Origin of the sequence: Stutzerimonas zhaodongensis, from assembly GCF_003696365.1 — a bacterium.
Taxonomy (GTDB): Bacteria; Pseudomonadota; Gammaproteobacteria; order Pseudomonadales; family Pseudomonadaceae; genus Stutzerimonas; species Stutzerimonas zhaodongensis.
On sequence record NZ_RFFM01000003.1, the window covers coordinates 35445 to 60953 of the forward strand.

Below are 25509 nucleotides of genomic sequence, written 5' to 3' on the forward strand. Positions count from 1 at the left end.
CGTACGCCGAAACGCTGGAACCCATGACTGGCGCGCGTCCATGAACCTTTCAGCACCCTTCATCGCACGCCCAGTGGCAACCATGCTGCTGAGCCTGGCGATCCTGATTCTGGGGGGCGTCAGCTTTGGAATGCTGCCGGTCTCGCCTTTGCCGAACATGGACTTCCCAGTCATCACGGTGCAGGCCAGCCTGCCCGGCGCAAGCCCGGAGATCATGGCGTCCAGCGTCGCGACTCCGCTGGAACGGTCGCTAGGTAGCATCGCAGGTGTCAGTCAGATGAGCAGCCGCAGCAGCCAGGGTTCGACGCGAATCATCATCCAGTTCGATCTCGAGCGAGATATCAACGGCGCTGCTCGAGATGTGCAGGCGGCGATCAATGCCTCGCGCAACCTGTTGCCCAGCGGTATGCGCAGCATGCCGACCTACCGCAAGATCAACCCCGCGCAGGCACCCATCATGGTGCTTTCGCTGACCTCCGAAGTGCTGAACAAAGGTCAGCTTTACGATATCGCTTCCACCGTCCTGGCCCAGAAGCTCTCCCAGGTGCCCGGTGTCGGCGAGGTGCAAGTCGGTGGTAGTTCATTGCCAGCGGTTCGGGTCGAACTGCAACCGCAGCAGTTGGAACAGTACGGCGTATCGCTGGATGAGGTCCGCCAGACGATCGCGGCGGCCAATGTTCGGCGGCCGAAAGGGATGGTTGAAGACGACAATCGCCATTGGCAGGTGCAAGCCAATGACCAACTGCACCAAGCTGCAGACTACTTGCCGTTGATCATTCGCTATCAGGATGGCGCTGCACTGCGGCTGAGCGACGTCGCCAAGGTCAGGGATGGCGTGGAGGATCGCTACAACGACGGTTTTTTCAACAACGAGCGAGCCGTGCTGCTGGTGATCAACCGCCAGGCGGGCGCCAACATCATCGAAACCATCGAAGGCATTCGCAACGAGCTTCCGGCGCTGCAGGCAATAGTGCCGGGCAGCGTCAACATGGCGGTGGCGATGGACCGCTCACCCGTGATCCGCGCCACCTTGCACGAGGCTGAGCGAACCTTGCTGATCGCCGTGGGGCTGGTGATCGTTCTGGTGTTTCTCTTCCTCGGCAAACTGCGAACCGCGCTGATACCTGCGCTGGCGGTACCGGTCTCGCTGGTCGGAACCTTCGCCGTCATGTATCTGTTCGGCTTTTCGCTCAACGTGTTGTCCCTGATGGCGTTGATCCTGGCCGCAGGGCTTGTGGTGGATGACGCCATCGTGGTGCTGGAGAACATCGCGCGGCATATCGACGACGGCGTGCCGCCGATGCGCGCTGCATACATCGGCACGCGGGAGGTTGGTTTCACACTCCTGTCGATGAACCTCTCGTTGGTGGTGGTATTCGTCTCGATCCTGTTCATGGGCGGCATCGTCGAACGGCTGTTCCGCGAGTTTTCCATAACGCTGGCAGCGGCCATTCTGGTCTCGCTTCTGGTTTCGCTGACGCTGACGCCCATGCTCTGCGCGCGCTGGCTCAAGCCCCATCAGCCCGAGCACGATGGCCGTTTGCACCGCTGGAGCCACGATGCACATCAATGGTTGCTGCGTCACTATGATCGTTCACTGGGATGGGCCCTGCGTCACCACCGCATCACGTTGTTCACGCTGCTCGCGACTATCGGCCTGAACGTATTTCTCTACATCGAAGTGCCCAAGACATTCCTGCCACAGCAGGACACCGGTCAGCTCACCGGCTTCATCCGCGGAGATGACGGCATGTCGTTCCAGGTCATGCAGCCGAAAATGGAAACCTTCCGCAAGGCGGTGCTGGCAGACCCAGCGGTGGAAAGCGTGGCGGGCTTCATCGGTGGGCAGGGCGGTATCAACAACGCCTTCATGATCGTTCGACTCAAGCCGCTGTCCGAGCGAAACATATCGGCTCAGAAGGTGATCGAGCGGATTCGCGCGAACCAGCCGAAGGTGCCTGGTGGTCGCATGTTCCTTATGGCCGATCAGGATCTGCAGTTCGGAGGGGGCCGGCAGAGCAGCTCGGCGTATTCCTACAATCTGCTGGCCAGTGATCTGGCCGACCTGCGTGCGTGGGTACCCCAAGTCACCCGCGCGCTGATGGCGCTGCCGGAGCTGACCAGTATCGATGCCAACGAAGGTGAGGGCGCTCAGCAGATCAGCCTCAAGGTTGATCGCGATGCTGCAAAGCGATTGGGCATCGACATGAGCACAGTCACCACACTGCTCAATAACGCCTTCAGCCAGCGCCAAATCTCGACCATTTACGAATCGCTCAATCAGTACCGCGTGGTCATGGAGGTCGATCCTAGCTACGCCCAGCATCCGGAAGTACTGGAGCAGATTCAGGTGATAACCAGTGACGGGCGGCGAGTTCCCCTGTCGGCTTTCGCGCGTTACGAGCGCAGTCTGGAAGAGGACCGGGTAAGCCATGACGGACAGTTCGCTGCCGAGAGCATCGACTTCGATCTGGCTCCCGATGTCAGTCTGGATGAGGCGACGCGGGCCATTGAACGTGCCGTTGCGGCCATCGGGCTGCCAAGCGCGGTACAGGGGCGGCTTGGCGGTACTGGCGACATCTTCAAGTCGACGCAGGAAGGCCAGCCATTGATGATCCTGGGCGCACTGCTGCTCGTGTACATCGTGCTGGGCATTCTTTATGAAAGTTACATCCATCCGCTGACCATCCTTTCGACTCTGCCGTCTGCCGGTGTCGGCGCGCTGTTGGCGATCATCCTGATGCGCGAGCAATTCAGTCTGATTTCGCTGCTGGGACTGTTCCTGCTCATTGGGGTGGTGAAAAAGAACGCGATCCTGATGATCGACCTGGCGTTGCAGTTCGAGCGGAACGAAGGGTTGTCGCCGGCGGAGTCGATTCGCCGGGCCTGCCTGCTGCGTTTCCGGCCGATTCTGATGACGACCATGGCCGCCATCCTCGGTGCATTGCCGTTGTTGATGGGTGGTGCGGAGGGCGCTGAAATGCGTCAGCCGCTTGGCCTGACGATCATAGGCGGCCTGGTTCTGAGTCAGATCCTCACGCTCTACACCACGCCCGTGGTCTACCTGTATCTGGACCGCGCGCGCCATCGTTTCAACCGCTGGCGCGGTGTACGCACCGACGCCGCACTGGAAAATCCGCTATGAGTTCGTTGACCTTCAATCAATCGCTGCGCCCGCTGGCACTTGTGGCCATGGCGCTCTCATTGAGCGCCTGTACTTTGGGCCCTGATTATCAGCGCCCGGATGTGCCAATGGCCGCTGAGTTCAAACAGGCCGAAGGCTGGAAAGTGGCCGCCCCAGCCGATGCTCTCCAGCGCGGCGAGTGGTGGACGCTTTACGGCGATGCCGAGCTGAACAGCCTGGTCGGGAGGCTGAACGTTTCCAACCAGAACCTGGCCGCAGCCGAAGCGCAGTACCGGCAGGCTCGTGCTCTTGTGAGGGGCGCGCGTTCGCAGCTATTTCCTACCATCGGCGGCAGCGGCGGCGTGACCCGCGGTGGACAGGGCAGTACAAGCAATTCGACTATTCAGAATCAGGCCCGCGGCATCAGCGAAAGCTACAGCCTAGGTCTTGATGCATCATGGGAACTCGATATATGGGGTCGTCTACGCCGTAATCTCGAAGCAAACCAGGCCAGCATGCAGGCCAGCGCTGCTGACCTCGCCGCCGTGCGGCTCAGCCTGCAATCCGAACTGGTACAAACTTACCTGCGACTGCGAGTGATGGACGAGCAGCAGCGTCTGCTGGACCAGACGGTCGAAGCGTTCGCCCGCTCGCTCCGGTTGACGGAGAACCAGTATCGCGCCGGCATCGTGCCCAAATCGGACGCAACCCAAGCGCTGACTCAGCTCAGGAGTACCGAGGCGCAGGCCATCGATCTGCGATGGCAGCGCGCGCAAATGGAGCACGCCATCGCAGTGCTGATAGGTGTTCCTCCATCGGAACTGAGTATCACCGAGCGTGACCAAATTCCTGCGCTCCCCGTAGTGCCCCTGGCTTTGCCATCGCAGTTGCTCGAACGGCGCCCTGACGTCGCATCAGCCGAGCGCCAGGTCATTGCTGCCAATGCACAGATCGGCGTGGCCGAAGCGGCTTGGTACCCAGACCTGACCCTGAGTGCCAGCGGTGGGTATCGCAATAGCAGTTTCAGCAACCTGGTCAGCGTCCCCAATCGCTTCTGGTCGCTCGGCCCACAGCTGGCGATGACCTTGTTCGATTTTGGAGGCAGGCGGGCAGGACTCGAACAAGCGGAAGCCAGCTACGATCAGACGGTCGCGAATTACCGCCAGACAGTGCTCAACAGCTTCCGTGAGGTCGAAGACAATCTGGTGCAGCTGCGGGTGCTTGGCGAGGAGGCAGTGGTCCAGCAGCAGGCGCTGGAAGCGGCACAGGAGTCGCTGCGGCTGATCGAAAACCAGTATCGCGCCGGAACGGTCGACTTCCTTAGCGTGGCTACGGTGCAGACGACAGCACTCAATAACGAGCGCACCAATCTCACATTGTTAGGCGACCGTCTGGCGGCCAGTGTTCAGCTGATCGCGGCATTGGGCGGCGGCTGGGATGAGGAAGTGCTGCAGCCCGAGCCTGTGATGTCCACCGAGCGCTGAGCTCTCGCTTTATCGAAATGAAAAAAACCGCGGTGCATGCTGAGCACGGACCGCGGCGTGTTGCTCGCTGGTAGCGATTATTGACGCTGTTTACGGTTGACCGTTTGTGCCGCCTTGATGATGTCGGCACCAATCACTGGTTCGAACTCCTGCCACACCGGACGCATGGCTTCACGCCAGGCTTCGCGCTGCTCTGCAGTGAGTTCGATGATCTCTGAGGTGCCTGCCTTGCGGATGCGGTCCCGGTCGGCCTGGTTTGCCGCTTCGGCTGCGCGGTTAACTTCGTACGTCACTTCTTCGATGATGCCTTCGAGCTGGGTGCGTATCTGGTGGGGGATGGCGAACCAGAACGTCGTGTTGCTCACCAGCATGTAGTCGAGCACGCCGTGGTTCGACTCGGTGATGTAAGGCTGAACACTGTGCATCTTCTTGCTGTAGATGTTCGACCAGGGATTTTCCGCGCCCTGTACCGTTCCGGTCTGCAGGGCATCGAAGGTCTCCGCGAATGCGATTTTCTTCGTGGAGGCTCCAAGCTGTGCGAACTGGGATTCAAGCACGCCGGAAGGCTGAATGCGGAAGCTGAGGCCGTTTGCGTCGCTCGGCATGCGCAATGGTTTTGTTGCCGAGAGTTGCTTCATGCCGTTGTGCCAATACGCCAGGCCGGTGATGCCTTGCTTTTCCATCGAAAGCAGCAGCTGTCGACCTTTCGCACGCTTCTGGAAGCGATCGACGGAGGCGAGGTCGTCGAACAGAAATGGCAGGTCAAATACCTGGAGCTGCTTGGTGTATTGCTCGAATTTTGCCAGTGACGGCGCCAGCATCTGCACTTCGTTCTTGGCCAGTGCCTCCAGCTCGTTGGCATCGCCGAACAGCGTGGAGTTGGGGTAGACCTCGACGGTCACTTGGCCGGGTAGGCGCTGCTCGACCAATTGCTTGAACAGCAGTGCGCCTTTGCCTTTGGGCGTGTCTTCAGCAACCACGTGGGAAAACTTGATGACAATCGGCTCCGCTTGGACAGCGGTTGCAGCCATTGCCAGCACGAGGCCGGCAAGGGTGATGATCGGCTTGATCATTGAAGGGCTCTTTATTCTTTGTTGGTTGGCTTGATATCCGGCGGCCGGATGCGAATGAGCTTCCGAAGCGTTATGCCAAATAAGCCGAACCACAAAAAGCGCTTTCTCGCAAAATTCACAATGGAAAGAGCGAGAGCGGGCATGCGTCACAAAACGCATGCCCTAGCTGTCCCAACGATTTGTAAAGGATCATCCCGTCGTGAGCTGCCAGCCTCCACCCAGCGCTTTGTAGAGTGCAACGATGCCTCGATACAACTCGACCTCGGCCTGGGCTTGCGCATCCTCAGCCGCAAGTCGCTCGCGCTCGGCATCCAGCAGCACGAGGAAATCCACGCTGCCCTCACGGTAGCGAATCTCCGCCTGCTCTGCTGCAGCGCGGCTGGCGTTCGACTGCCGCAACAGCGATAGCAATCGTTCCTGGGCGCGAGCGTAGTCGCTGAAGGCGTTTTCGGACTCTTCGAGCGCCAGCAGCACCTGTTGCTCATAACTCGCGAGTGCGCCTTCTGCGTCGGCTTCGGCGCCGCGCAAGCGCGCCCGAACACTGCCCATGTCGAAGGCGGCCCAGGTGATGCTCGGCGCCACGCCCCAGGCCCGGGCGGCACTGGAGCCGATCTGCGAACCGCGTCCGGCGATAAAGCCAAGGAAACCCGACAGGTTTACCCGCGGGAAAAGATCGGCCGTGGCGACCCCGACATTCGCAGTTGCCGCTGCCAGTTGCCGCTCCGCCGCCAGAATATCCGGGCGGCGACGCAGCAGTTCTGCCGGGTCCCCGATCGGCAGTGCCTTGGCGATCGCTGGCAGATCACGCGGCGAGAGATCGACACTGAGCTGGTCGGCGCGCTGGCCGAGCAGGGTAGCAATGCGGTTTCGTGCGCGGGTCTGCTGTGCCCGAAGCAGCGGCAGGCTAGCCTCGGTGGACGCTAGACGTGCGTCGGCGCGCAGCACATCCAGCTCGCTGCCGACTCCTGCATCGCGAAGCTGCTCGGTCAATTGCCGGGAATCGAGTTGATTCTCCAGATTTTCCCGGGCGATACGCTCTCGCAGCTGAGCGCCACGTAGCTGGCCGTATGCATCCACCAGCTCAGCGATGATGCTCACCTGCAGCTGATAGAGCTCGGCTTCAGCGGCTTCAGTTTGCGCTTCGCTGGCTTCTATTCGACGCTGGATACGGCCGAACAGATCAAGTTCCCAGGCCATGTCGAGGCCCAGGTCGTAGCGCTCGCTATTGACGCGTTCATCACCGAAGCCAGGTTGCTGCGACTTGCCGATATCTGCACTGGCTCCCGCGGTGACGGTGGGAAAGCGATCATTGGCATCATCATCGCGGATCGAGCGAGCGGCACGCAGTCGGGCGAACGCGATGCGCAACTCGCGGTTCTCTGCCAACGCTTCGCCAACCAGTGAGTCCAGCGTTGAGTCCTCGAACTGCCGCCACCATGCAGCCTCGAAACGCGAATGGTCGAAAGGTGCCGACGCGGCCCGTTCGATTTCGGCCGGGGCCGTCTCGGGCCTCTGGTAATCCGGCCCTACAGCACAGGCGCTCAGCGCGAGAAATGCAGCGAGCAACAGCGGAGTGGTGATCAAGTCCTTCATGCATGTGCCTCCTTGAGTACAGCCTTCTTCTGCTCGCGCTTCTCGACGTAGGCGCGAATGACCAGATAGAACACCGGTGTCAGCAGCAGCCCGAAGAAGGTCACGCCGAGCATCCCGCTAAACACCGCAACACCCATGGCATGACGCATCTCGGCACCGGCGCCGGATGAGATGACCAATGGCACTACGCCCATGATGAAGGCGAAGCTGGTCATCAGGATCGGGCGCAAGCGCAACCGGCAAGCCTCCAGAACGGCGGATAGCCTGTCCATGCCTTCCTCCTGTTTATCCTTGGCGAACTCGACGATGAGAATGGCGTTCTTGCACGCCAGGCCGACCAGCACGATGAGGCCGATCTGGGTGAAGACGTTGTTGTCGCCACCCGACAGGATCACGCCAATGATTGCCGAGAGCAGTGTCATCGGAACGATCAGGATGACCGCCAGCGGCAGGCTCCAGCTCTCGTATTGCGCCGCAAGCACCAGGAAGGCCAGCAGCACGCAGAGCGGGAATACGAACATCGCCGTGTTGCCCGCCAGGATCTGCTGATAGGTCAGCTCGGTCCACTCGTAGGTCATGCCGTTGGGCAACTCGGCCTTGAGCAGGCGCTCCATGGCATCTTCCGCTTCGCCCGAGCTGTAGCCCGGTGCCGCTGCGCCATTGATCTCGGCAGTCAGGAAGCCGTTGTAGTGCATCACCCGGTCCGGGCCGGCACTGTCACTGACCTTGACGAAGGTCGACAGCGGCACCATTTCGCCACGATCGTTGCGCACCTTCAGCTGACCGATCTGGTCCGGCGTCAGGCGAAACCTCTGTTCGGCCTGGACGTTGACCTGATAGGTGCGGCCGAAGCGGTTGAAGTCGTTGGCATACAGCGAGCCTAGGTAGACCTGCATGGTGTCGAAGATCTGATCAATGGCGACGCCGTGGGTCTTGGCTTTTTCCCGGTCGATATCGGCGTCGATCTGCGGCACGTTGACCTGATAGCTGGTGAACAGCCCGGCAAGCTCGGGATAGTCGGCGCTCTTGGCGATGACGTTCTGCACCTGCTTGTACAACTCCTCATAGCCCAGGCTGCCACGGTCCTGCACCTGCACACGGAAACCACCGATGGTGCCCAGACCCTGAACCGGCGGCGGCGGGAAGATGGCCAGGTAGGCTTCCTGAATACCCGCGAACTGCCCGTTGAGCTCTCCGGCGATGGCACCCGCGGATAGATTCGCGTCCTTGCGCTCGGCGAAGTCCTTCAGGGTGACGAAGACGATCCCGCTGTTCGGACTGTTGGTGAAACCGTTGATTGACAGCCCCGGAAAAGCGACGGTATTTGCGACGCCTGGGTGCTTGCCGGCTATCTCGGACATCTGCTTGATGACGCCTTCGGTACGGTCCAGCGTGGCGGCATCAGGCAATTGCGCGAACGCCACCAGATACTGCTTGTCCTGCGCCGGTACGAATCCGGTTGGGGTGCTGGCAAAGCCCATGTAACCGAGCCCGACCAAACCGACGTAGACCACCAGCGCGATGCCGCTGCCGCGCAGGATGCGTTTGACCGCACCGACGTAGCCGTGACTGGCGCGCTCGAAAACGCGGTTGAAAGGGGCGAACAGCCAGCCGCCGAACAGCTTGTCCAGCAGAAGGGAGAAGCCGTCTTTCGGCGCGTCGTGAGCACGTAGCAGCACGGCTGCCAGGGCTGGCGAAAGGGTCAGCGAGTTGAACGCCGAGATCACCGTGGAAATGGCGATGGTCAGGGCAAACTGTTGATAGAACTGCCCGGTGAGGCCGGAGATGAACGCGGTTGGGATAAATACAGCGCACAGCACCAGCGCCGTCGCAATGATCGGGCCGGTTACTTCCTTCATCGCCTGCTTGGTGGCCTCGACCGGGGATTTGCCGAGACCTATGTTGCGCTCGACGTTCTCCACCACGACGATGGCGTCGTCCACCACGATGCCGATCGCCAATACCAGCCCGAACAGCGATAGCGCGTTGAGCGAGAAGCCGAGCATATGCATCACGGCGAAGGTGCCGATCAGTGAAACCGGTACGGCAGCCAGCGGGATTATCGAAGCACGCCAGGTTTGCAGGAACAGGATCACCACCAGCACCACCAGTACGATGGCTTCGAGCAGTGTGTGCACCACGGCTTCGATAGAGCCGCGCACGAATATGGTTGGGTCGTAGACGATTTCGTAGTCCACACCTTCCGGGAAGTCGCGCTTGAGTTCGGCCATGCGGGCCCGCACCGAATCGGAAATCTCGATCGCGTTCGAGCCAGGGCGCTGGAACACTGGAATGGCCACTGCAGGTTGATTGTTCAGCAGCGAGCGCAGGGCGTACTGACTGGAACCCAGTTCGACTCGGGCGATGTCGCGCAATCGGGTGATCGAACCATCGTCGCCGGCGCGGACGATGATGTTCTCGAATTCCTCCTCGGTGACCAGCCGGCCCTGGGTGTTGATCGATAGTTGGAAATCGGTCGCGCCCGGTGCTGGCGGCGCACCCAGCGAACCGGCAGCGACCTGACGGTTCTGCTCGCGGATCGCGTTCACCACGTCGGACGCCGTCAGGTTGCGTGAAGCGACCTTGTTCGGATCGAGCCAAACGCGCAGCGAGTAATTGCCCATGCCGAACAGCTGGACGTCGCCGATACCATCCAGCCGCGCCAGCTCGTCCTTGACGTTGAGCGCTGCATAGTTGGACAGGTAGAGCATGTCATAGCGCTCGTCCGGCGAGGTCAGGTGGACCACCATGGTCAGGTCGGGCGATGCCTTGTCCACCGTCACACCAAGACGCTGCACTTCGGTGGGCAGCGTCGGTTGGGTGCGTGTCACGCGGTTCTGCACCTGGACCTGAGCGTTGTCCAGATCAGTGCCGAGGGCGAAGGTGATGGTCAGGGTCAGCTTGCCGTCGGCGGTCGCCTGTGACGACATGTAGAGCATGCCTTCGACGCCAGTGATGGCCTGCTCCAGAGGCGAAGCCACCGTTTCACCGATCACCTTGGGGTTGGCGCCTGGGAAGTTGGCGCGCACCACGACGGTCGGCGGCACCACTTCCGGATATTCACTGATGGGCAGCTGGAACAGCGAGATCGCGCCGCCTATGAGGATCACCAGAGAAAGTACCGCTGCAAAGATCGGTCGCTGGATGAAGAATTGAGAGAAATTCATGACGCACTCCGGGGGAGAGGGCGCGCATGACGCGCCCTGACGGAATCGGTTTTATGGTTATGCGCCAGGGGCGCAGGTCAGCTGGCTTTTGCGGCCATCAGCTGCTTGGGCGACGTGTCACGCTGCGGTCGACGACTTCGGTCTTGAACGCAGCGGTGACGGCGCGCTGCTTCTCTTTGAGAGCGGCGAGGGTGTCGGCGTCTGCCATCGGCACCTGTTGAGGCTCGACTGCGGTGCCAGGTCGAACCCGTTGCAGGCCGTTGACCACGATGGTTTCGCCTTGCTCAAGCCCCTTGCGGACGATGCGCATGCCCTCCAGCTTCGGCCCAAGTTCGATGGAGCGGTAGTTGACTTTGCCGTCGTCGCCCAGCACCAGAACGAACTTCTTACCGAGGTCTGTCCCGACCGCCACGTCCTTGATGAGCACCGCGTCGTAGGTCGCACTGCCGACCAGCTTCAGCCGAGCGTAGAGACCAGGGGTAAAGCTGCCGTCACGGTTGTCGAACACAGCGCGACCGCGGATGGTGCCGGTGCGGGGATCGACGTGATTGTCGATGAAGTTCATGTGACCCAGATGCGGATGGCCATCCTCGCTGGAAAGCCCCAGGTAGACGGGCGTCTCGGCACCACGAGTGCCATTGCGCGCCAGCTCGCGGTACTTGAGGTAGGTGCGTTCGTCCGCTTCGAAGTAGGCGTAGACCTTGTCGGTGGATACCAGCGTGGTCAGCAGTGCTTCACCGGCGTTGACCAGGTTGCCTGCCGTGATCAGGGCGCTTCCGACGCGACCGTCTATCGGGGCGGTAACGCGGGTAAAGGCCAGGTCCAGCTTGGCGGCGTCGAGCTGCGCCTGGATGGCGGCGACAGCCGATTTCGCCTCGCTGGCTGCGCTGACCCGCGCGTCGGCCAGCTCAGCGGAGATCGCATTGTTGGCACGTAGTCGCTCACCGCGCTCGGCTTCGCTGGCGGTGCGCCGCTCTGTCGCGCGGGCCTGCTGCAGTTCGGCCTGCAAGCGCTTGACCTGTGCTTCGAACGGGCGGGGGTCGATCTGGAATAACAGATCGCCTTTTTTCACCAGCGCGCCCTCATCGAACGCGACCTTGTCGATGAAGCCGGACACGCGTGGGCGAATCTCTACAGATTCAGGCGCTTCCAGCCGCCCGGTGAGTTCATCCCACTCCGTGACCCGCTGCTCGATGACTTCGGCAACACTGACGGTGGGGGCGGGCATGGCCGCTTCGGTGGCCTCCGGTGCCTGTCCGCACGCACCGATAAGGGCTGCGGTCACAGCAACCAGAGGGTAACGCAGGGCTTTGAGTGGTCTTTCCATGCTTGACTCCGAGAAATCATATTTTTATCGATGGCGGGAGTGTGGGGGCGATGGACATTCCGGTAGAAATCGAACGGGGCGAATGTAAATATCATTCGCGCTGATGTTGCAGGGTGTTTCATCGATGGAGCGCACGGGATTGCATGGGCATTGTTGCCCATTCGACTGACGTGGTTTCGGCCGGGCGGGTGGGCTATAGCCCACCCTGCGGTTGGTTGTGCAGCGCTAACCAGGGGGAGATTCAACCCACCAAAGGTAGGTTGAAAGCAGGACTCGGCAGGTAGGGCGGGCTTGAGCCCACCACCGAAAACGCTGTGCTTACGCTAAAAACGGCGGTTTAGAGACTATCCGGATCGCCGACGAACATCTGAATGCGCGAACGCAGCCAGCGCTCGGCGGGGTCGTTGTCCTGAGCGCCACGCCAGGCCATGGATAGCTCGAAATCCTGGCTGGTTTCGAACGGCAGCGGCTCGGCGCGCACGCCGCCATTGGCGGCAAGCGCGGAGGCGGCGTAGTCGGGCAAGGTCGCTACCAGATCCGTCCCCGCGAGCAGGCTGGCAAGGCCATTGAACTGCGGAACGGCCAGCACCACCTTGCGCTTGCACCCATGCAAGGCCAGCTCATCATCGATATAGCCGTTCAGGTCCCCGGCGAATGACACCATCGCGTGGGGCCGCGAACAGTAGTCCTCCATGGTCATGCGGCCGGGAATGCTGTCGGCGCGCAACAGCATGGGTTTGGGTCTGCGCAGTACCTTGCGTTTGGCGTTGGCTGGAAGTTCTTCGGTGTAGCACACACCTACCGAAATTTCCCCGGACGCCAACAGGCCTGGCATCAACAGATAATTGGCACGGCGCACCACCAGCACCACGCCTGGTGCTTCCGCCCTTATGCGCCTGAGCATCTGCGGCAGCAGGGCGAACTCCACTTCATCGGTCAGGCCGATCCGAAATACCAGTTCGCTGGTAGCAGGATCGAAAGTCGAGGCACGGCTCACGGCGGTGGAAATGGAATCCAGCGCAGGCGACAGCAGGCCGGCGATCTCCTGCGCGCGCGCGGTCGGCTCCATGCTGCGGCCGGTACGCACGAACAGCGGATCGTCGAACAGCGTCCGCAGCCGTGCGAGCGCAGCGCTGATCGCCGGTTGGCCGAGAAAGAGCTTTTCAGCCGCGCGGGTCACGCTGCGTTCGTGCATCAGCGTTTCGAAAACGATGAGCAGGTTGAGGTCTACGCGGCGAAGGTCGTTGCGATTCATGCCGTTCACTTCAAGCTGTGGTCAGACTATGGAAGCGGCTGACCTGATGAGGGTGCGTCTGCATTCTAGACAGATCGGGGTGACGTCGACATGTCCATTTCCGCTTTGCAATTACACAAACCTGCTTCATCGGGTGCGGCCTTACATACAGCACATCATCATTCCGGCGCATGGCAACTATCGAGCGGAATGCAGGGATCGCGGCTGGAGTTGTACTGATAGTGCAGATAGAGTCACCAACACAGTAGTAATCGAGGGGTCTTTAACATGTCCCGCATCATCCGTTTCCACCAGTTCGGCCCAGCCGATGTGTTGCGCTATGAGCAGCGTGACGTGCCACAGCCTGGCATAGGCGAGGTTCTGATTGGCGTCAAAGCGATCGGCATCAGCTGGAACGACGTGCTCTGGCGTCAGGACCTGGCGCCGCGTCACGCCCAACTTCCGGCCGGGCTAGGCAGCGAGATCGCTGGCGAAGTGCTTGCGGTTGGCGAAGCGGTGGATGGTTTTTCGGTCGGTGATCGTGTGGCCAGCTTTCCCGGTCATGACCTCAATCGATACCCGTTGTACGGCGAGCAGGTGCTGCTGCCGCATACGTCCCTTGTCCATCACCCGGAAATGCTCAGTGCTGTAGAGGCCTGTATTCACTACACGCCAGCGCTGGTGTCGTATTTTGCGCTGGTTGAGTTGGCCAAGCTGGAAACAGGGCAGTTCGTGCTGGTAACACAGGCCCGGCACTGCACCGGACCATCGGCCGTGCAGATGGCCAAGGCCTTGGGTGCTCGCGTGATCGCCACCTGCGACACAGCTGAAGACCGCGCCTTTTTGCGTGAGCTCGGCGCCGAGACAGTTATCGTCACCGAGGAAGAGGATCTGGTAGGCCGCCTGCAAAAGGTTACCGATGGGGCCGGCGTCGAGGTGGTGCTCGATAGTTGTGGCGGCTCGCAGATGAAGCTGTTGGGCGACGTCATCGCACCCCGTGGCAAGTTGATTCTCTATGGCCTCATCGGTGGCAACGAAACGGCGTTTCCCGCTTGTGCGGCGTTCAAGAAGAACTTCAAGTTCTTCCTTCATTGTCTGTGTGATTTCACCGGGCAGCCTGAGCTGGGCATCGAGCAGAATCGCGAGGCAGTGCAGCGCGCGCTGCTCCATATCAATCAGCTCACGGCCGATCGACTTCTCACGCCGCAGGTCGACAAGGTGTTCGGCTTCGATGAGGTGATTGCAGCACATGAGTATGTCGAGAGCGGTATCCCTCGCGGCCGCGTCGCGCTGAGCCTCGACTGAACAGAATCGATTGAAGAAAGAGGCCTTGATAGCGGGCCTCTCATCGCTTCACAGAAACTTTTCCATCCGGCGCCAAGTCCTCCGAATATAGGCTTTCAACCTTTGACGGAGAATTTGGCATGCCCGACGAAAACCAGACGCTACCCCCACAGCAGCAACCGGAGCCTGGCAAAGAGGGCGAAATGAACCCGCGTCCCGAGTATCGAGGGGAGGATTACAAGGCTGCCGGCAAGCTTCAAGGTAAGGTCGCCATCATCACCGGAGGCGACAGCGGGATCGGCCGCTCGGTTGCCGTACTGTTCGCGCGCGAAGGCGCCGATGTGGCGATCCTCTATCTTGACCAGCATCAGGACGCCGAGCAGACCCGCAAGGTTGTCGAAGAACACGGCCGCACCTGCCTTACCTTTGCCGGTGATGTGGCCGACCGTGAGGTATGTCGCAAGGTGATCGACGAGACGCTGGCGAAGCTCGGCAAACTCGACATTCTGGTTAACAACGCCGCTGAGCAGCATCCGCAGGAAAAGCTCGAGGACATAAGTGAAGAACAGTGGGAGAAGACCTTCCGCACCAATATCTTTGGGATGTTCCAGATGACCAAGGCCGCGCTGCCGCATCTGAAGAAAGGCGCCTCGATCATCAACACCACCTCGGTTACGGCTTACAAGGGCAGCCCGCAATTGCTGGATTATTCCGCAACCAAGGGGGCAATCACCGCGTTCACCCGTTCGCTGTCGATGAACCTGGCCGAGCGCGGCATACGCGTTAACGGCGTAGCCCCTGGCCCGATCTGGACGCCCCTGATCCCCTCGACCTTCGATGAAGAGAAGGTCGCAAAATTCGGTGCGAACGTGCCGATGGAACGCCCAGGGCAGCCCGATGAAGTCGCACCTGCTTACGTCTACCTGGCGAGCAGCGATGCGTCCTACGTCAGCGGGCAGGTCATGCATGTGAACGGCGGTACGGTAGTCAACGGCTGACCGTCGACCCATAAGGAGAAAGGCTATGCCTCGCACGATCTGGAAGGGTGCCGTGAGTTTCGGTCTGGTCCACATCCCCGTCGCGCTGGTCCCGGCGACGACACGGTCGGGTATCGATTTCGACTGGCTGGACAAGCGCAGCATGGACCGGGTGGGCTACAAGCGCATCAACAAGACCACAGGGGAGGACATCGACAGCGAGAACATCGTCAAAGGTGTTGAGTACGAGAAGGGCAACTACGTCGTCATCAGCGACGATGAAATCAAGTCTGCCCATCCTAAAGCCACGCAGACCGTGGACATCGTCGCCTTCGTCGACGCCAAGGACATTTCCTTTCTCTTCATCGATACGCCCTATTACCTGACACCGGACCGGCGCGGCGAAAAGGTCTATGCGCTCCTGCGTGAAACACTGATCCAGACCGGGAAAGTGGGCATCGCCAATGTGGTGCTGCGCAACAAGCAGCATCTCGCAGTGGTGATGCCGCTCGGCAAGGCGCTGGTGATGAACACGCTGCGATGGGCAGAAGAGGTGCGGGGCGTCGAGTACCTGGAGATGAAGGACGAGGCCCTGAACGCCGATCTCAACCCCCGTGAGCTGGACATGGCCAAGCGTCTGGTCGAGGACATGAGCGAGGAGTGGAACCCCGAGCAGTACAAGGACACCTTTCAGGACCAGATCATGGACCTGGTGGAAACCAAGGCTCGCGAAGGCAAGATCGAAACGGTGGGTGGGCCAGAGGAAACGGTGGATCGCCGCAGTGCCGATGTCATCGATCTGACCGAACTGCTAAAGCGCAGCCTGGCTGGCAAGTCCGGGGCCAAGAAGCCGGCCCCTGTCGAGGAAGTCGACGACGAAGACGACACCGAAGAAGAAGCAGCGCCGGCCAAACGAGCCGCGAGCAAGCCGGCAGCCAGTAAAGCCAAGGCACCGGCAAAATCTACGGCAACCAAGGCGGCGGCCAGTAAGCCGGCGGCGAGCAAAACATCAACTGCGCGCAAAACCAGCACCAGCAAGGCCACAGCCAGTAAATCCACCAGCAAGAAAGCCAGCTGACCCGAGGAACCCGCATGGCCGATAAGTCACCCAAAAGCCGCCCTGACGTGGGCGGCATCGGTATCAGCAATCCTCAACGGGTAATAGATGAGCACAGCGGTGCGACGAAGCTACAGCTCGCTCAGTATTACCTCGCAGTCGGGCAATGGCTGACGCCGCATCTGGCCAAGCGCCCGCTCTCGATCGTTCGAGCCCCGGATGGCGTGGGCGGCGACAGCTTCTTTCAGCGCCACTGCGGACGGCTGAAGATGCCCCATATGCGCGTGCTGGATAAGTCGCTCGACCCTGAACACGCACGCCTGATACAGGCAGATAACGTGACCGCAGTGGTCGAGGCTGCGCAGATGGGCACCATCGAATTCCACACCTGGAACGCCCGCAGCGACCGAATCGACAAACCGGATCGGGTGGTTTTCGATCTGGATCCGGACCCCGAGCTGCCCTGGTCCAGCATGGTCGAGGCCACCAACATGACGCTCGACCTTCTGGACGAGCTGGACCTTCGCGCGTTTCTCAAAACCAGCGGTGGCCGCGGCATGCACGTCGTCGTACCTATTGAACGTCGTCATAGCTGGGATAGCGTCAACGAGTTTGCCCGTGGCGTTACCGTGCGGTTGGCCAAGGAAGCGCCGGAGGAGATCGCGGCAAAGATGGGACCTAAGAATCGGGTTGGCAAAATCTTCGTCGATTATCTTCGCAACCAGCGCGGCGCCAGTACGGTCGCGGCTTATTCCGCACGCGCGCGACCCGGTCTCGCGGTTTCCGTGCCCATCATCCGCGACGAACTTGAGCAGATCGCTGGCGCGGATCAATGGAACATTCTCAACTTGCATGAACGTCTCGATGCCCAGCAGGGCGATCCCTGGGCGGACTACTCCTCGGTCCGGCAATCGCTATCGGCGCAACTGTTGCGAGATCTCGCCGCGCGCCAGTGACGCGACCGGTGACCTGTCCTTTGCCTGCCCTGACAGCTAGTCTCCCACTGGCGTGGTGAGGTGCGCCGCCCCATCCGTCCCGCTGAAGGAACCATTCCAGAGCGGTCGGAGTCGATTTCACCGATGGGGTAGACATAATAAGTAACAGGAGATACCGATGACCGTGCGAGTATCCCGGCGACAGTTCCTGAAGTTCGGTGCGGCTGGTGTAGGCGCATCGAGCATGGCAATGATGGGATTTGCGCCTGATGAAGCTGTAGCGTCGATTCGTCACTTCAAACTAACCGGCGCAAAAATGACCCGCAATATCTGCACCTACTGCTCAGTGGGCTGCGGCATGCTCCTGTACTCCCGAGGGGATGGTGCGATCAATGTGGTGGATGAGATCTATCACGTAGAAGGCGACCCGGATCACCCGGTAAGCCGCGGCTCGCTGTGCCCCCGTGGCGCAGGCGTGCTGGACTTCATCAAGAGTCCATCCAGGGTCAAGTACCCCGAGGTCCGCGAGCCCTTCACCAATGAGTGGAAGCGAATCAGCTGGGAAGAAGCCTTCTCACGCATCGCCCGCCGGATGAAGGACGATCGCGACAAGAATTTCGAAACTCATGACGAGCAGGGCAGGTTGGTCAACCGCTGGATGACGACATCGATGGTGGCGGCCTCGGCCTGCACCAACGAGACGGCTTATCTGACGCAGAAGATCACCCGAGCGCTCGGCATCCTCAAACTCGACAACCAGGCGCGCGTTTGACACGGACCAACGGTGGCAGGTCTTGCCCCAACATTTGGTCGCGGTGCCATGACGAACCACTGGACAGACATTGCCAATGCCAATGTCATCTTGTCGATGGGCGGCAATTCGGCTGAAGCACATCCCGTAGGCTTCCGCTGGGTCATGAAAGCCAAGCAGCGCAGCAAGGCGATCCTGATTTCGATCGACCCGCGCTTCAACCGCACCACTGCGGTTGCGGACTATCACGCTTCGATAAGAACCGGGACGGATATCGTGTTCCTGGGTGGTTTCATCAAATTCCTGATCGAAACCGACCGGTATGCGCATGAGTATGTGCGTGAGTACACGGACGCCGGCCTGATCGTAGCGGAGGGCTTTGGCTTCGAAGAAGGCCTGTTCACCGGCTACAACTCGGCTGACCGTACCTACGATCGTCAAACCTGGAACTTCGAACTGGACGAGAACGGCTTCGCTCGTCGCGATCCGACGTTGCAGCACCCGCGTTGCGTCCTGCAGCTGATGCGTCAGCATTACAGCCGCTACACCGTGGAGCAGGTCGAGAACATCTGCGGCATACCGACGGAAAAGGTGCTGGAATTATGGGACTTGATGGCGGCCACTTCAGCGCCCGACAAGACCATGACGATCCTCTATGCCCTTGGCTGGACTCAGCACACCATCGGCTCGCAGATCATCCGTTGTGGCGCCATGGTGCAGCTCTTGCTGGGCAACATGGGCATGCCGGGCGGCGGCGTCAACGCGTTGCGTGGGCACTCCAACATCCAGGGTTTGACGGATATCGGCCTGCTCTCGAACCTGTTGCCGGGCTATATGAACCTGCCTTCGGCGGATCTGCAGGATTACGACGAGTACATGAAGACCCGCATCAAGCAGCCGCTGCTCGAGGGCGAGGTGTCGTACTGGAAGTTCTATGAGCGGTTCTTCGTCAGCCTGATGAAGGATTGGTATGGCGACGTGGCAACCAAGGAGAACAACTGGTGCTACGACTGGCTGCCCAAGCTTTCCGAACCGATCTACGACGTGCTCTACGCCATCAATGACATGACGCTTGGGAAGATGACCGGGGCCTTCTGCCAGGGATTCAACATCCTGGCGGCCTTTCCGAACAAGGCGAAGGTCATGGACGGCCTGTCTAAGCTCAAGTTTCTGGTGATCATGGATCCGCTCACCGTGGAAACCGGCGAGTTCTGGAAGAACTTCGGCGAGTACCACGACGTCGATCCCTCCAAGATCGGCACCGAGGTCTTCCGCCTGCCAACCACTTGCTTCGCTGAGGATGATGGCTCCATCACCAACAGCTCGCGCTGGTTGCAATGGCACGACAAAGCGGCACCGGGGCCGGGCGAGTCGATGACCGATACCGAGATTCTCGGCGAGGTGATGTTACGCCTGAAGCACATGTATCAGGAGGAGGGCGGGGCCTTCCCCGATCCGGTCCTGAATATGAGCTGGAACTACAAGGTGCCAACCGCACCGAAGGCGTCCGAGCTGGCGATGGAATACAACGGAAGAGCCCTGGCCGACATCACCGACGACACCGGCAAGGTAATTCGGCGCAAAGGCGAGCAGTTGCAGGACTTCAGCGAACTGCGTGCCGACGGCTCGACCGCCTGCGGGTGCTGGATCTACTCCGGTGCCTGGCCAGAGGCCGGGAACATGATGGCCCGTCGGGACAACTCCGACCCCTACGACACAGGCAACACCCTGGGTTGGGCCTGGGCTTGGCCGATGAATCGGCGGCTGCTCTATAACCGTGCTTCGGCGCGTCCGGACGGAACGCCTTGGGCGCCGAACAAGGCCTTCGTCTGGTGGAATGGCGAGCGTTGGGCAGGTGCCGACGTACCTGACTTCCCGCTCACCTCGCCACCTGACGCAGGTGTTGGGCCCTTCATCGTCACGCAAACCGGGGCCGGTCACTTCTTCGCCTGCGAGTGGCTGAACGAGGGCCCATTCCCCGAACACTATGAGCCGATGGAAAGCCCGATCGACCGTAATCCGATGAGCCCGAACAATGCGCTGGCGATGCATAACCCCATCGCTCGCGTATTCGAGCAGGATCGTGATTCGTTCGGCAGCAACAAGGACTTCCCATACGCGGCGACAACCTATCGTCTCACGGAGCATTTCCACTACTGGACGACGCATGTGCGACTCAATGCGATCGCTCAGCCGGAGAAGTTCGTGGAGATCGGCGAGGTGCTGGCTGGCGAACTGGGCATCGCGGCGGGAGACCGGGTCAAGGTCAGCTCGAAGCGTGGCTTCATCACGGCGATTGCCGTGGTGACCAAGCGGCTGATCCCGCTGCAGATCGATGGTCGCACCGTGCACCAGATCGGCATTCCTATCCACTGGGGTTTCAAGGGCGTGGCGAAAAAGGCACACCTGACAAACACCCTGACGCCCTTCGTGGGTGACGGCAATACACAGACACCGGAATTCAAGTCGTTCCTGGTGAACGTGGAACGAGTGGGAGGGACCGTCTGATGCGTGGCGACCAGATCAATCTGCAGAACATCATTGCCCGTTCGGCGACCACCACGCCTTCGCCTCAGGTGCGCAGCGGCGGTATCGACAAGGTCACCAAGCTCATCGACGTGTCCGTCTGTATCGGCTGCAAAGCCTGTCAGGTGGCATGTTCCGAGTGGAATGACCTGCGCGACGACGTGGGTCATTGCGACGGGACCTATAACAACCCGCAGGACCTCTCGCCGGAGTCATTCGAAGTCATGCGCTTCTCGGAATACGAGAATGAGCAAGGCAACCTCGAGTGGCTGATCCGCAAGGACAACTGCATGCATTGTGCCGAGCCGGGCTGCCTCAAGGCTTGCCCGTCACCCGGGGCGATCGTGCAGTACGCCAATGGGATCGTCGACTTCAACTCCGAGCACTGCATCGGCTGTGGCTATTGCGTGGCAGGTTGCCCCTTCGACATTCCGAGAATCTCGAAGAAGGACAACAAGGCATACAAGTGCACGCTCTGTTCCGACCGCGTGTTCAATGGGCTGGAGCCGGCGTGCGTCAAGAGCTGCCCGACATCGGCGATCATGTTCGGCACCAAGGAAGACATGCTCGACTATGGCGCCACCCGGGTCGCTGATCTACAGGGGCGGGGCTATGAGAACGCCGGCATCTACGATCCACCAGGCGTAGGCGGGACTCACGTGGTCTACGTGCTGCAGCATAACGACAAGCCGGAGATTTACAGCGGTTTGCCGCGAGACCCGCACATCAGCCCCACCGTGGAGCTATGGAAGGGTGTGACCAAACCCATCATGTCGGTGGCGCTGGGCATGTCCGTGCTGGCTGGATTCTTCCATTACGTGATGAAAGGTCCGAAGGAAGAGCCGGAGGATGATCCTGATCCAGAATTGGCTGCGGCCGATCGTGAGCTGGATCGTCGCGAGGAGGACCGGCTATGAGCCATTCCAACGTCAAGCACGGCATCTTGCGGTACGGATGGTGGACTCGGGTGAACCACTGGCTCATCGCGATCAGCTTCACGCTGCTCGTGCTGAGCGGGCTCGCCTTGTTCTACCCGTTCTTTTTCGGCCTCACATCGCTGTTTGGCGGGCCGGAGCCGACGCGCATCGTGCACCCCTACATCGGCGTGTTCATGTCGCTGTTCTTCATCATTCAGGCGGTGCGCTTCTTTGGTGACAACCTGTTCCGTCGCCATGACGTGCAATGGATGAAGCAGATTCGCGACGTGCTCGGCAACCGCGATGAGCGGTTGCCGCCGGTGGGCAAGAACAACGCCGGGCAGAAGCTGGTGTACTGGATATTCCTGGCCACCGTACCGATCCTGCTCGTCACGGGTATCGTCCTGTGGCGGCCATGGATCGCCGACGACATGCCGGTTTGGGCGTTGCGCTGGGCGGTCACCATCCATGCCTACACGGCTTTCATCGCTATCATCACGCTGGTCATTCATATCTACTCGGCCATCTGGGTGAAGGGCTCGGTAAGGGCGATGACACAGGGTCGGGTGAGCCATGCCTGGGCACGCCACCATCACGGGCTCTGGTACGACGAGGTCCGCCGCAAGGAAGGGTACGACGATCCGGGCGGGCTTTCTCCTGACCGCGACGTGCCATCCAAACGAACTTAAGGAGCAAAGGTGAACCACTCTTACGGCAGTGCGCCTTCAGGGATCATGGAGGCGCCGAACGTGGTGTTGCCGGATGCCAAGGTGTTCAGCAAACGCGCGACTCGCCTGCGGGAACTGGTACAGCAAGTACCGCCGCTCGATGAGTTTCTGGCGTTCATGGCGCGCGTCGTCCAGGCCCAGCATCAGGTGCTCAATGAACGTGAGCCAGCTTGGAAGCCGGCAAGCGATGCCTTCGATCAAGCGTTGAAACATGGCATGCCTCCGCTCGGCTTCCAGGCGTTGCGTCGTGATGTGCAATGGAGCGAAGACCTGCGGGCGATGCTCGACGCCATCGAACTGCACGTCGGTGAGCGTCAGCGTCCGTTACTCAAGGCGTTGCGCCAGATGGATCAGGACGGGCTGGACGCCTTGGCCGAGGACGTGCTCGAGGCGAACCCCGGAACCGAAACGACACGACCCTTGTTGCCGCTGGTGGCGGCTGCGCTGCAGATCAGTTGGCTGCGCCTGGCCATGTCGTTGCCTCGGCCGCCCGAAAAGCCTACAGGCGAAGCGCGGGCGCTGTGCCCTTGCTGCGGTGCGCCGCCGGTCGCGAGCGTCATTCATAACGAACGCCATCGAGCTGGCGTGCGGTATCTGCATTGCTCGCTTTGCGCTACCGAGTGGCACCTCGAACGCATCAAATGCAGCGTCTGTGACAGCCCCGGTAAGCTGATCTATCTGTCTCTCGATGACGAGCAAGGGAAGCCGTTCTTACCGGTACAGGCCGAAGCCTGCGGCGAGTGCCATAGCTATCTGAAAATCATGCAGCGCGAGGTTCACGGTCGCGCAGATCCGGTAGCGGACGATCTGGCCACCTTGGCGCTCGATCTGCTTCTGGCCGAAGAGGGCGAATACGGTCGCAGCGGTTACAACCCTCTGCTGATTGCGGGCGACTGATCACTCGAACAGACATGCTCCCCATCTGCTACAGCCTGGTCGCCTGAGGCGTCCAGGCTTGTGGAATTTGAACACTTCGCAGCTTTTCACCTACGGTGAGCATGTTGTGGCGCCTCCTGCCGTGCGGGTGGTCCGCATAGCTATCCCGGCGCGTTGCTGATCCATGATCGCCGTTCCCCACCCTGCATATCCGACAAGGCGCGTAACGTCTGTCGTGTACCGGCGTGCAACTGCGCGCTAGACGTCCGTCTAGCTGAACTTTTACAGCCTCCCTTGGTTCGGAAGAACAGAGCCCGAAAAAGCCCGTCCGTGGGCTTTTACACGGCAAACCCGCCCGCCGTACCCGCCATGACGCGGGTTGGGTTTGTTGTATTGCTACCTAGTTACCCAGGAGCCCGTTCGATGAGCGACGCACAACCGCACGTAACGATTCATCCCCGTCTGGAACAAGCTTTGAAAATGCCGCGAATTGCCATCGAGTCGACCGAGCCGGTCCTCGACGGTGGTCGATTTGCAGCCAAAGCGATAATTGGCCATCCCGTTAATGTCGCCAGCAAGATCTTTGCCGATGGCCATGACCAGCTCGGTGCAGCCATCTGCTGGCGCACCAAGGATGAAAGCAGTTGGCGTCGTACGCGCCTGAAGCTCATCGGCAACGACAGCTGGGAGGGCGTGTTCACCCCGACGCAGGTCGCCAGTCATGAATTCATGATCGAAGCCTGGTGGGATATTTACGAGACCTACCGCTACGAACTCTCCAAGAAGCATGTGGCAGGCGTACCGGTTCAGCTTGAGCTTGAAGAAGGTCGACTGCTTCTGGAGCGTGCGAGTGCGCGGGCCCAGGGCGAGACCAAGGCCATCATCGACGATGTGCTGCACCGTCTCACGACCTCGCATCTGGATGACGAGCGCGTATCGCTCATGCTTGCTGCCGAGACCGCCGCTGCGATGGCTGATGCAGACCCCCGCGAGCATTGCAGCCAAAGCCCGGTGTACCCGATCGAAGTTGAGCGCCCGCTGGCACAGTTTGCCAGCTGGTACGAGCTGTTTCCGCGCTCGGAAACGGATGACCCGAATCGTCACGGCACCTTTCGCGATGTTCACAAGCGGCTGCCGTCGATTCGCGACATGGGCTTCGACGTGCTGTATTTCACGCCGATCCATCCCATTGGCCGCCAGCATCGCAAAGGGCCCAACAACACCCTGCAAGCCGGCCCCAACGATCCGGGCAGCCCATACGCCATCGGCAGTGAAGCCGGTGGTCACGATGCTGTGCATCCGGATCTCGGCACGCTCGATGATTTCCGCGAGCTGGTCGCCGCGTCACGCGAACACGGATTGGAGATCGCACTCGACTTCGCCATTCAATGTTCCCAGGACCATCCGTGGCTGAACGAACATCCCGGCTGGTTCTCCTGGCGCCCGGACGGGACCATTCGATACGCCGAAAACCCGCCGAAGAAGTACCAGGACATCGTCAACGTCGACTTCTACGCCGAGGACGCCATGCCCGGATTGTGGCTCGCCCTGCGTGACGTGATCTGGCATTGGGTCGAGCAGGGCGTGAAGATCTTCCGCGTGGACAACCCGCACACCAAGCCTCTGCCGTTCTGGGAGTGGATGATTGCCGACATCCGCGAGCGCGATCCGGATGTGATGTTCCTCTCCGAGGCGTTCACCAAGCCGGCGATGATGGCGCGCCTGGGCAAGGTCGGGTTCAACCAGAGCTACACCTATTTCACCTGGCGTAACACCAAGGCTGAGTTGAGTGAGTACCTCACCGAGCTGAACGAACCGCCATTGCGTGATTGCTATCGTCCGAACTTCTTCGTCAATACGCCGGACATCAACCCGTTCTTCCTGCATGACTGTGGTCGAGCCGGTTTCCTCATCCGGGCCGCATTGGCGACCATGGGTTCGGGGCTTTGGGGCATGTATTCCGGGTTTGAACTGTGCGAGTCGGCAGCGCTACCTGGCAAAGAGGAATATCTGGACTCGGAGAAGTACCAGATCCGCGTGCGTGACTATCACGCGCCGGGCAACATCATTGCCGAGATCGCTCAACTGAACCGCATCCGTCGTCAAAACCCGGCACTGCAAACCCATCTGGGCTTCATGGCTTACACCGCCTACAACGACAACATCCTGTTCTTCGGTAAGCGCACGCCGGACCGCTCCAACTTCATTCTGGTCGCGATCAGCCTCGATCCGCACAACGCCCAGGAAGCGCATTTCGAATTGCCGCTTTGGGAACTGGGCCTGCCGGACCACGCCGAAACCCGCGGTGAAGACCTCATGAATGGTCATCGCTGGACTTGGTACGGCAAGACTCAATGGATGCGAATCGAACCCTGGCATCAGCCGTTCGGCATCTGGAGATTCACTGCAAACGAAGTAGACCCTGACCTGAAGTGATTTCTAGGTTTAGCCATTTA

General features: G+C 60.5%; 16 protein-coding genes. 11 read left to right on the plus strand and 5 right to left on the minus strand.

All coding sequences use genetic code 11. From position 1 onward, the window contains the following. Positions 1-40 precede the first annotated feature (40 nt). Together EA797_RS14425 and EA797_RS14430 are read left to right on the plus strand one after the other, a co-directional pair. Positions 41-3145: an efflux RND transporter permease subunit gene (locus EA797_RS14425; RefSeq protein WP_122166408.1), complete on the plus strand. Its 3105-nt coding sequence runs from the start codon at positions 41-43 to the stop codon at positions 3143-3145. Further along, positions 3142-4608, plus strand: a complete 1467-nt coding sequence (locus EA797_RS14430; RefSeq protein WP_122166410.1) for an efflux transporter outer membrane subunit — start codon at positions 3142-3144, stop codon at positions 4606-4608. The genes EA797_RS14425 and EA797_RS14430 overlap by 4 nt, the downstream gene beginning before the upstream one ends. Before the next feature lie 77 nt (positions 4609-4685). Here EA797_RS14430 and EA797_RS14435 read toward each other — a convergent pair whose 3' ends face one another. The 5 genes from EA797_RS14435 to EA797_RS14455 form a co-directional block, all read right to left on the minus strand. Beyond that, on the minus strand, positions 4686-5678 hold the full coding sequence (locus tag EA797_RS14435) for a TRAP transporter substrate-binding protein (RefSeq protein ID WP_122166848.1): 993 nt from the start codon (positions 5676-5678) through the stop codon (positions 4686-4688). Between the two features lie 192 nt (positions 5679-5870). Continuing rightward, positions 5871-7274, minus strand: a complete 1404-nt coding sequence (locus tag EA797_RS14440; RefSeq protein ID WP_122166412.1) for an efflux transporter outer membrane subunit — start codon at positions 7272-7274, stop codon at positions 5871-5873. After that, positions 7271-10441, minus strand: coding sequence for an efflux RND transporter permease subunit (locus EA797_RS14445; protein ID WP_122166414.1), 3171 nt, complete (start codon positions 10439-10441; stop codon positions 7271-7273). The genes EA797_RS14440 and EA797_RS14445 overlap by 4 nt, the downstream gene beginning before the upstream one ends. 97 nt (positions 10442-10538) lie before the next feature. Next, positions 10539-11768: an efflux RND transporter periplasmic adaptor subunit gene (locus tag EA797_RS14450; protein ID WP_122166416.1), complete on the minus strand. Its 1230-nt coding sequence runs from the start codon at positions 11766-11768 to the stop codon at positions 10539-10541. A 337-nt stretch (positions 11769-12105) separates the two neighbouring features. Then, positions 12106-13023, minus strand: a complete 918-nt coding sequence (locus tag EA797_RS14455) for a LysR family transcriptional regulator (protein ID WP_122166418.1) — start codon at positions 13021-13023, stop codon at positions 12106-12108. 267 nt (positions 13024-13290) lie between these two features. Between EA797_RS14455 and EA797_RS14460 the strand changes: the two genes are divergently transcribed. From EA797_RS14460 to EA797_RS14505, 9 genes are all read left to right on the plus strand, one after another. Continuing rightward, positions 13291-14307: a zinc-dependent alcohol dehydrogenase family protein gene (locus EA797_RS14460; protein WP_122166420.1), complete on the plus strand. Its 1017-nt coding sequence runs from the start codon at positions 13291-13293 to the stop codon at positions 14305-14307. 119 nt (positions 14308-14426) lie between these two features. Then, a complete protein-coding gene (locus tag EA797_RS14465) occupies positions 14427-15284 on the plus strand; it encodes an SDR family oxidoreductase (RefSeq protein ID WP_122166422.1) in 858 nt (285 codons plus the stop codon). 25 nt (positions 15285-15309) lie between these two features. Further along, the gene (gene ku / locus EA797_RS14470) at positions 15310-16341 is read left to right on the plus strand and encodes a non-homologous end joining protein Ku (protein ID WP_122166424.1); all 1032 of its coding nucleotides are present in this window, start codon (positions 15310-15312) and stop codon (positions 16339-16341) included. A gap of 14 nt (positions 16342-16355) precedes the next feature. Continuing rightward, positions 16356-17276, plus strand: coding sequence for a non-homologous end-joining DNA ligase (ligD, locus tag EA797_RS14475; protein ID WP_122166426.1), 921 nt, complete (start codon positions 16356-16358; stop codon positions 17274-17276). Positions 17277-17439: 163 nt separating this feature from the next. After that, positions 17440-20514: a formate dehydrogenase-N subunit alpha gene (gene fdnG / locus EA797_RS14485; protein WP_167468825.1), complete on the plus strand. Its 3075-nt coding sequence runs from the start codon at positions 17440-17442 to the stop codon at positions 20512-20514. Next, positions 20514-21449: a formate dehydrogenase subunit beta gene (gene fdxH, locus EA797_RS14490; protein WP_122166432.1), complete on the plus strand. Its 936-nt coding sequence runs from the start codon at positions 20514-20516 to the stop codon at positions 21447-21449. Before fdnG ends, fdxH begins: the two co-directional genes overlap by 1 nt. Continuing rightward, the gene (locus EA797_RS14495) at positions 21446-22138 is read left to right on the plus strand and encodes a formate dehydrogenase subunit gamma (protein WP_122166434.1); all 693 of its coding nucleotides are present in this window, start codon (positions 21446-21448) and stop codon (positions 22136-22138) included. The genes fdxH and EA797_RS14495 overlap by 4 nt, the downstream gene beginning before the upstream one ends. Positions 22139-22183: 45 nt before the next feature. Continuing rightward, positions 22184-23074: a formate dehydrogenase accessory protein FdhE gene (gene fdhE, locus EA797_RS14500; protein ID WP_122166850.1), complete on the plus strand. Its 891-nt coding sequence runs from the start codon at positions 22184-22186 to the stop codon at positions 23072-23074. A gap of 402 nt (positions 23075-23476) precedes the next feature. Next, a complete protein-coding gene (locus tag EA797_RS14505) occupies positions 23477-25489 on the plus strand; it encodes an alpha-1,4-glucan--maltose-1-phosphate maltosyltransferase (protein ID WP_122166436.1) in 2013 nt (670 codons plus the stop codon). Positions 25490-25509 lie beyond the last annotated feature (20 nt).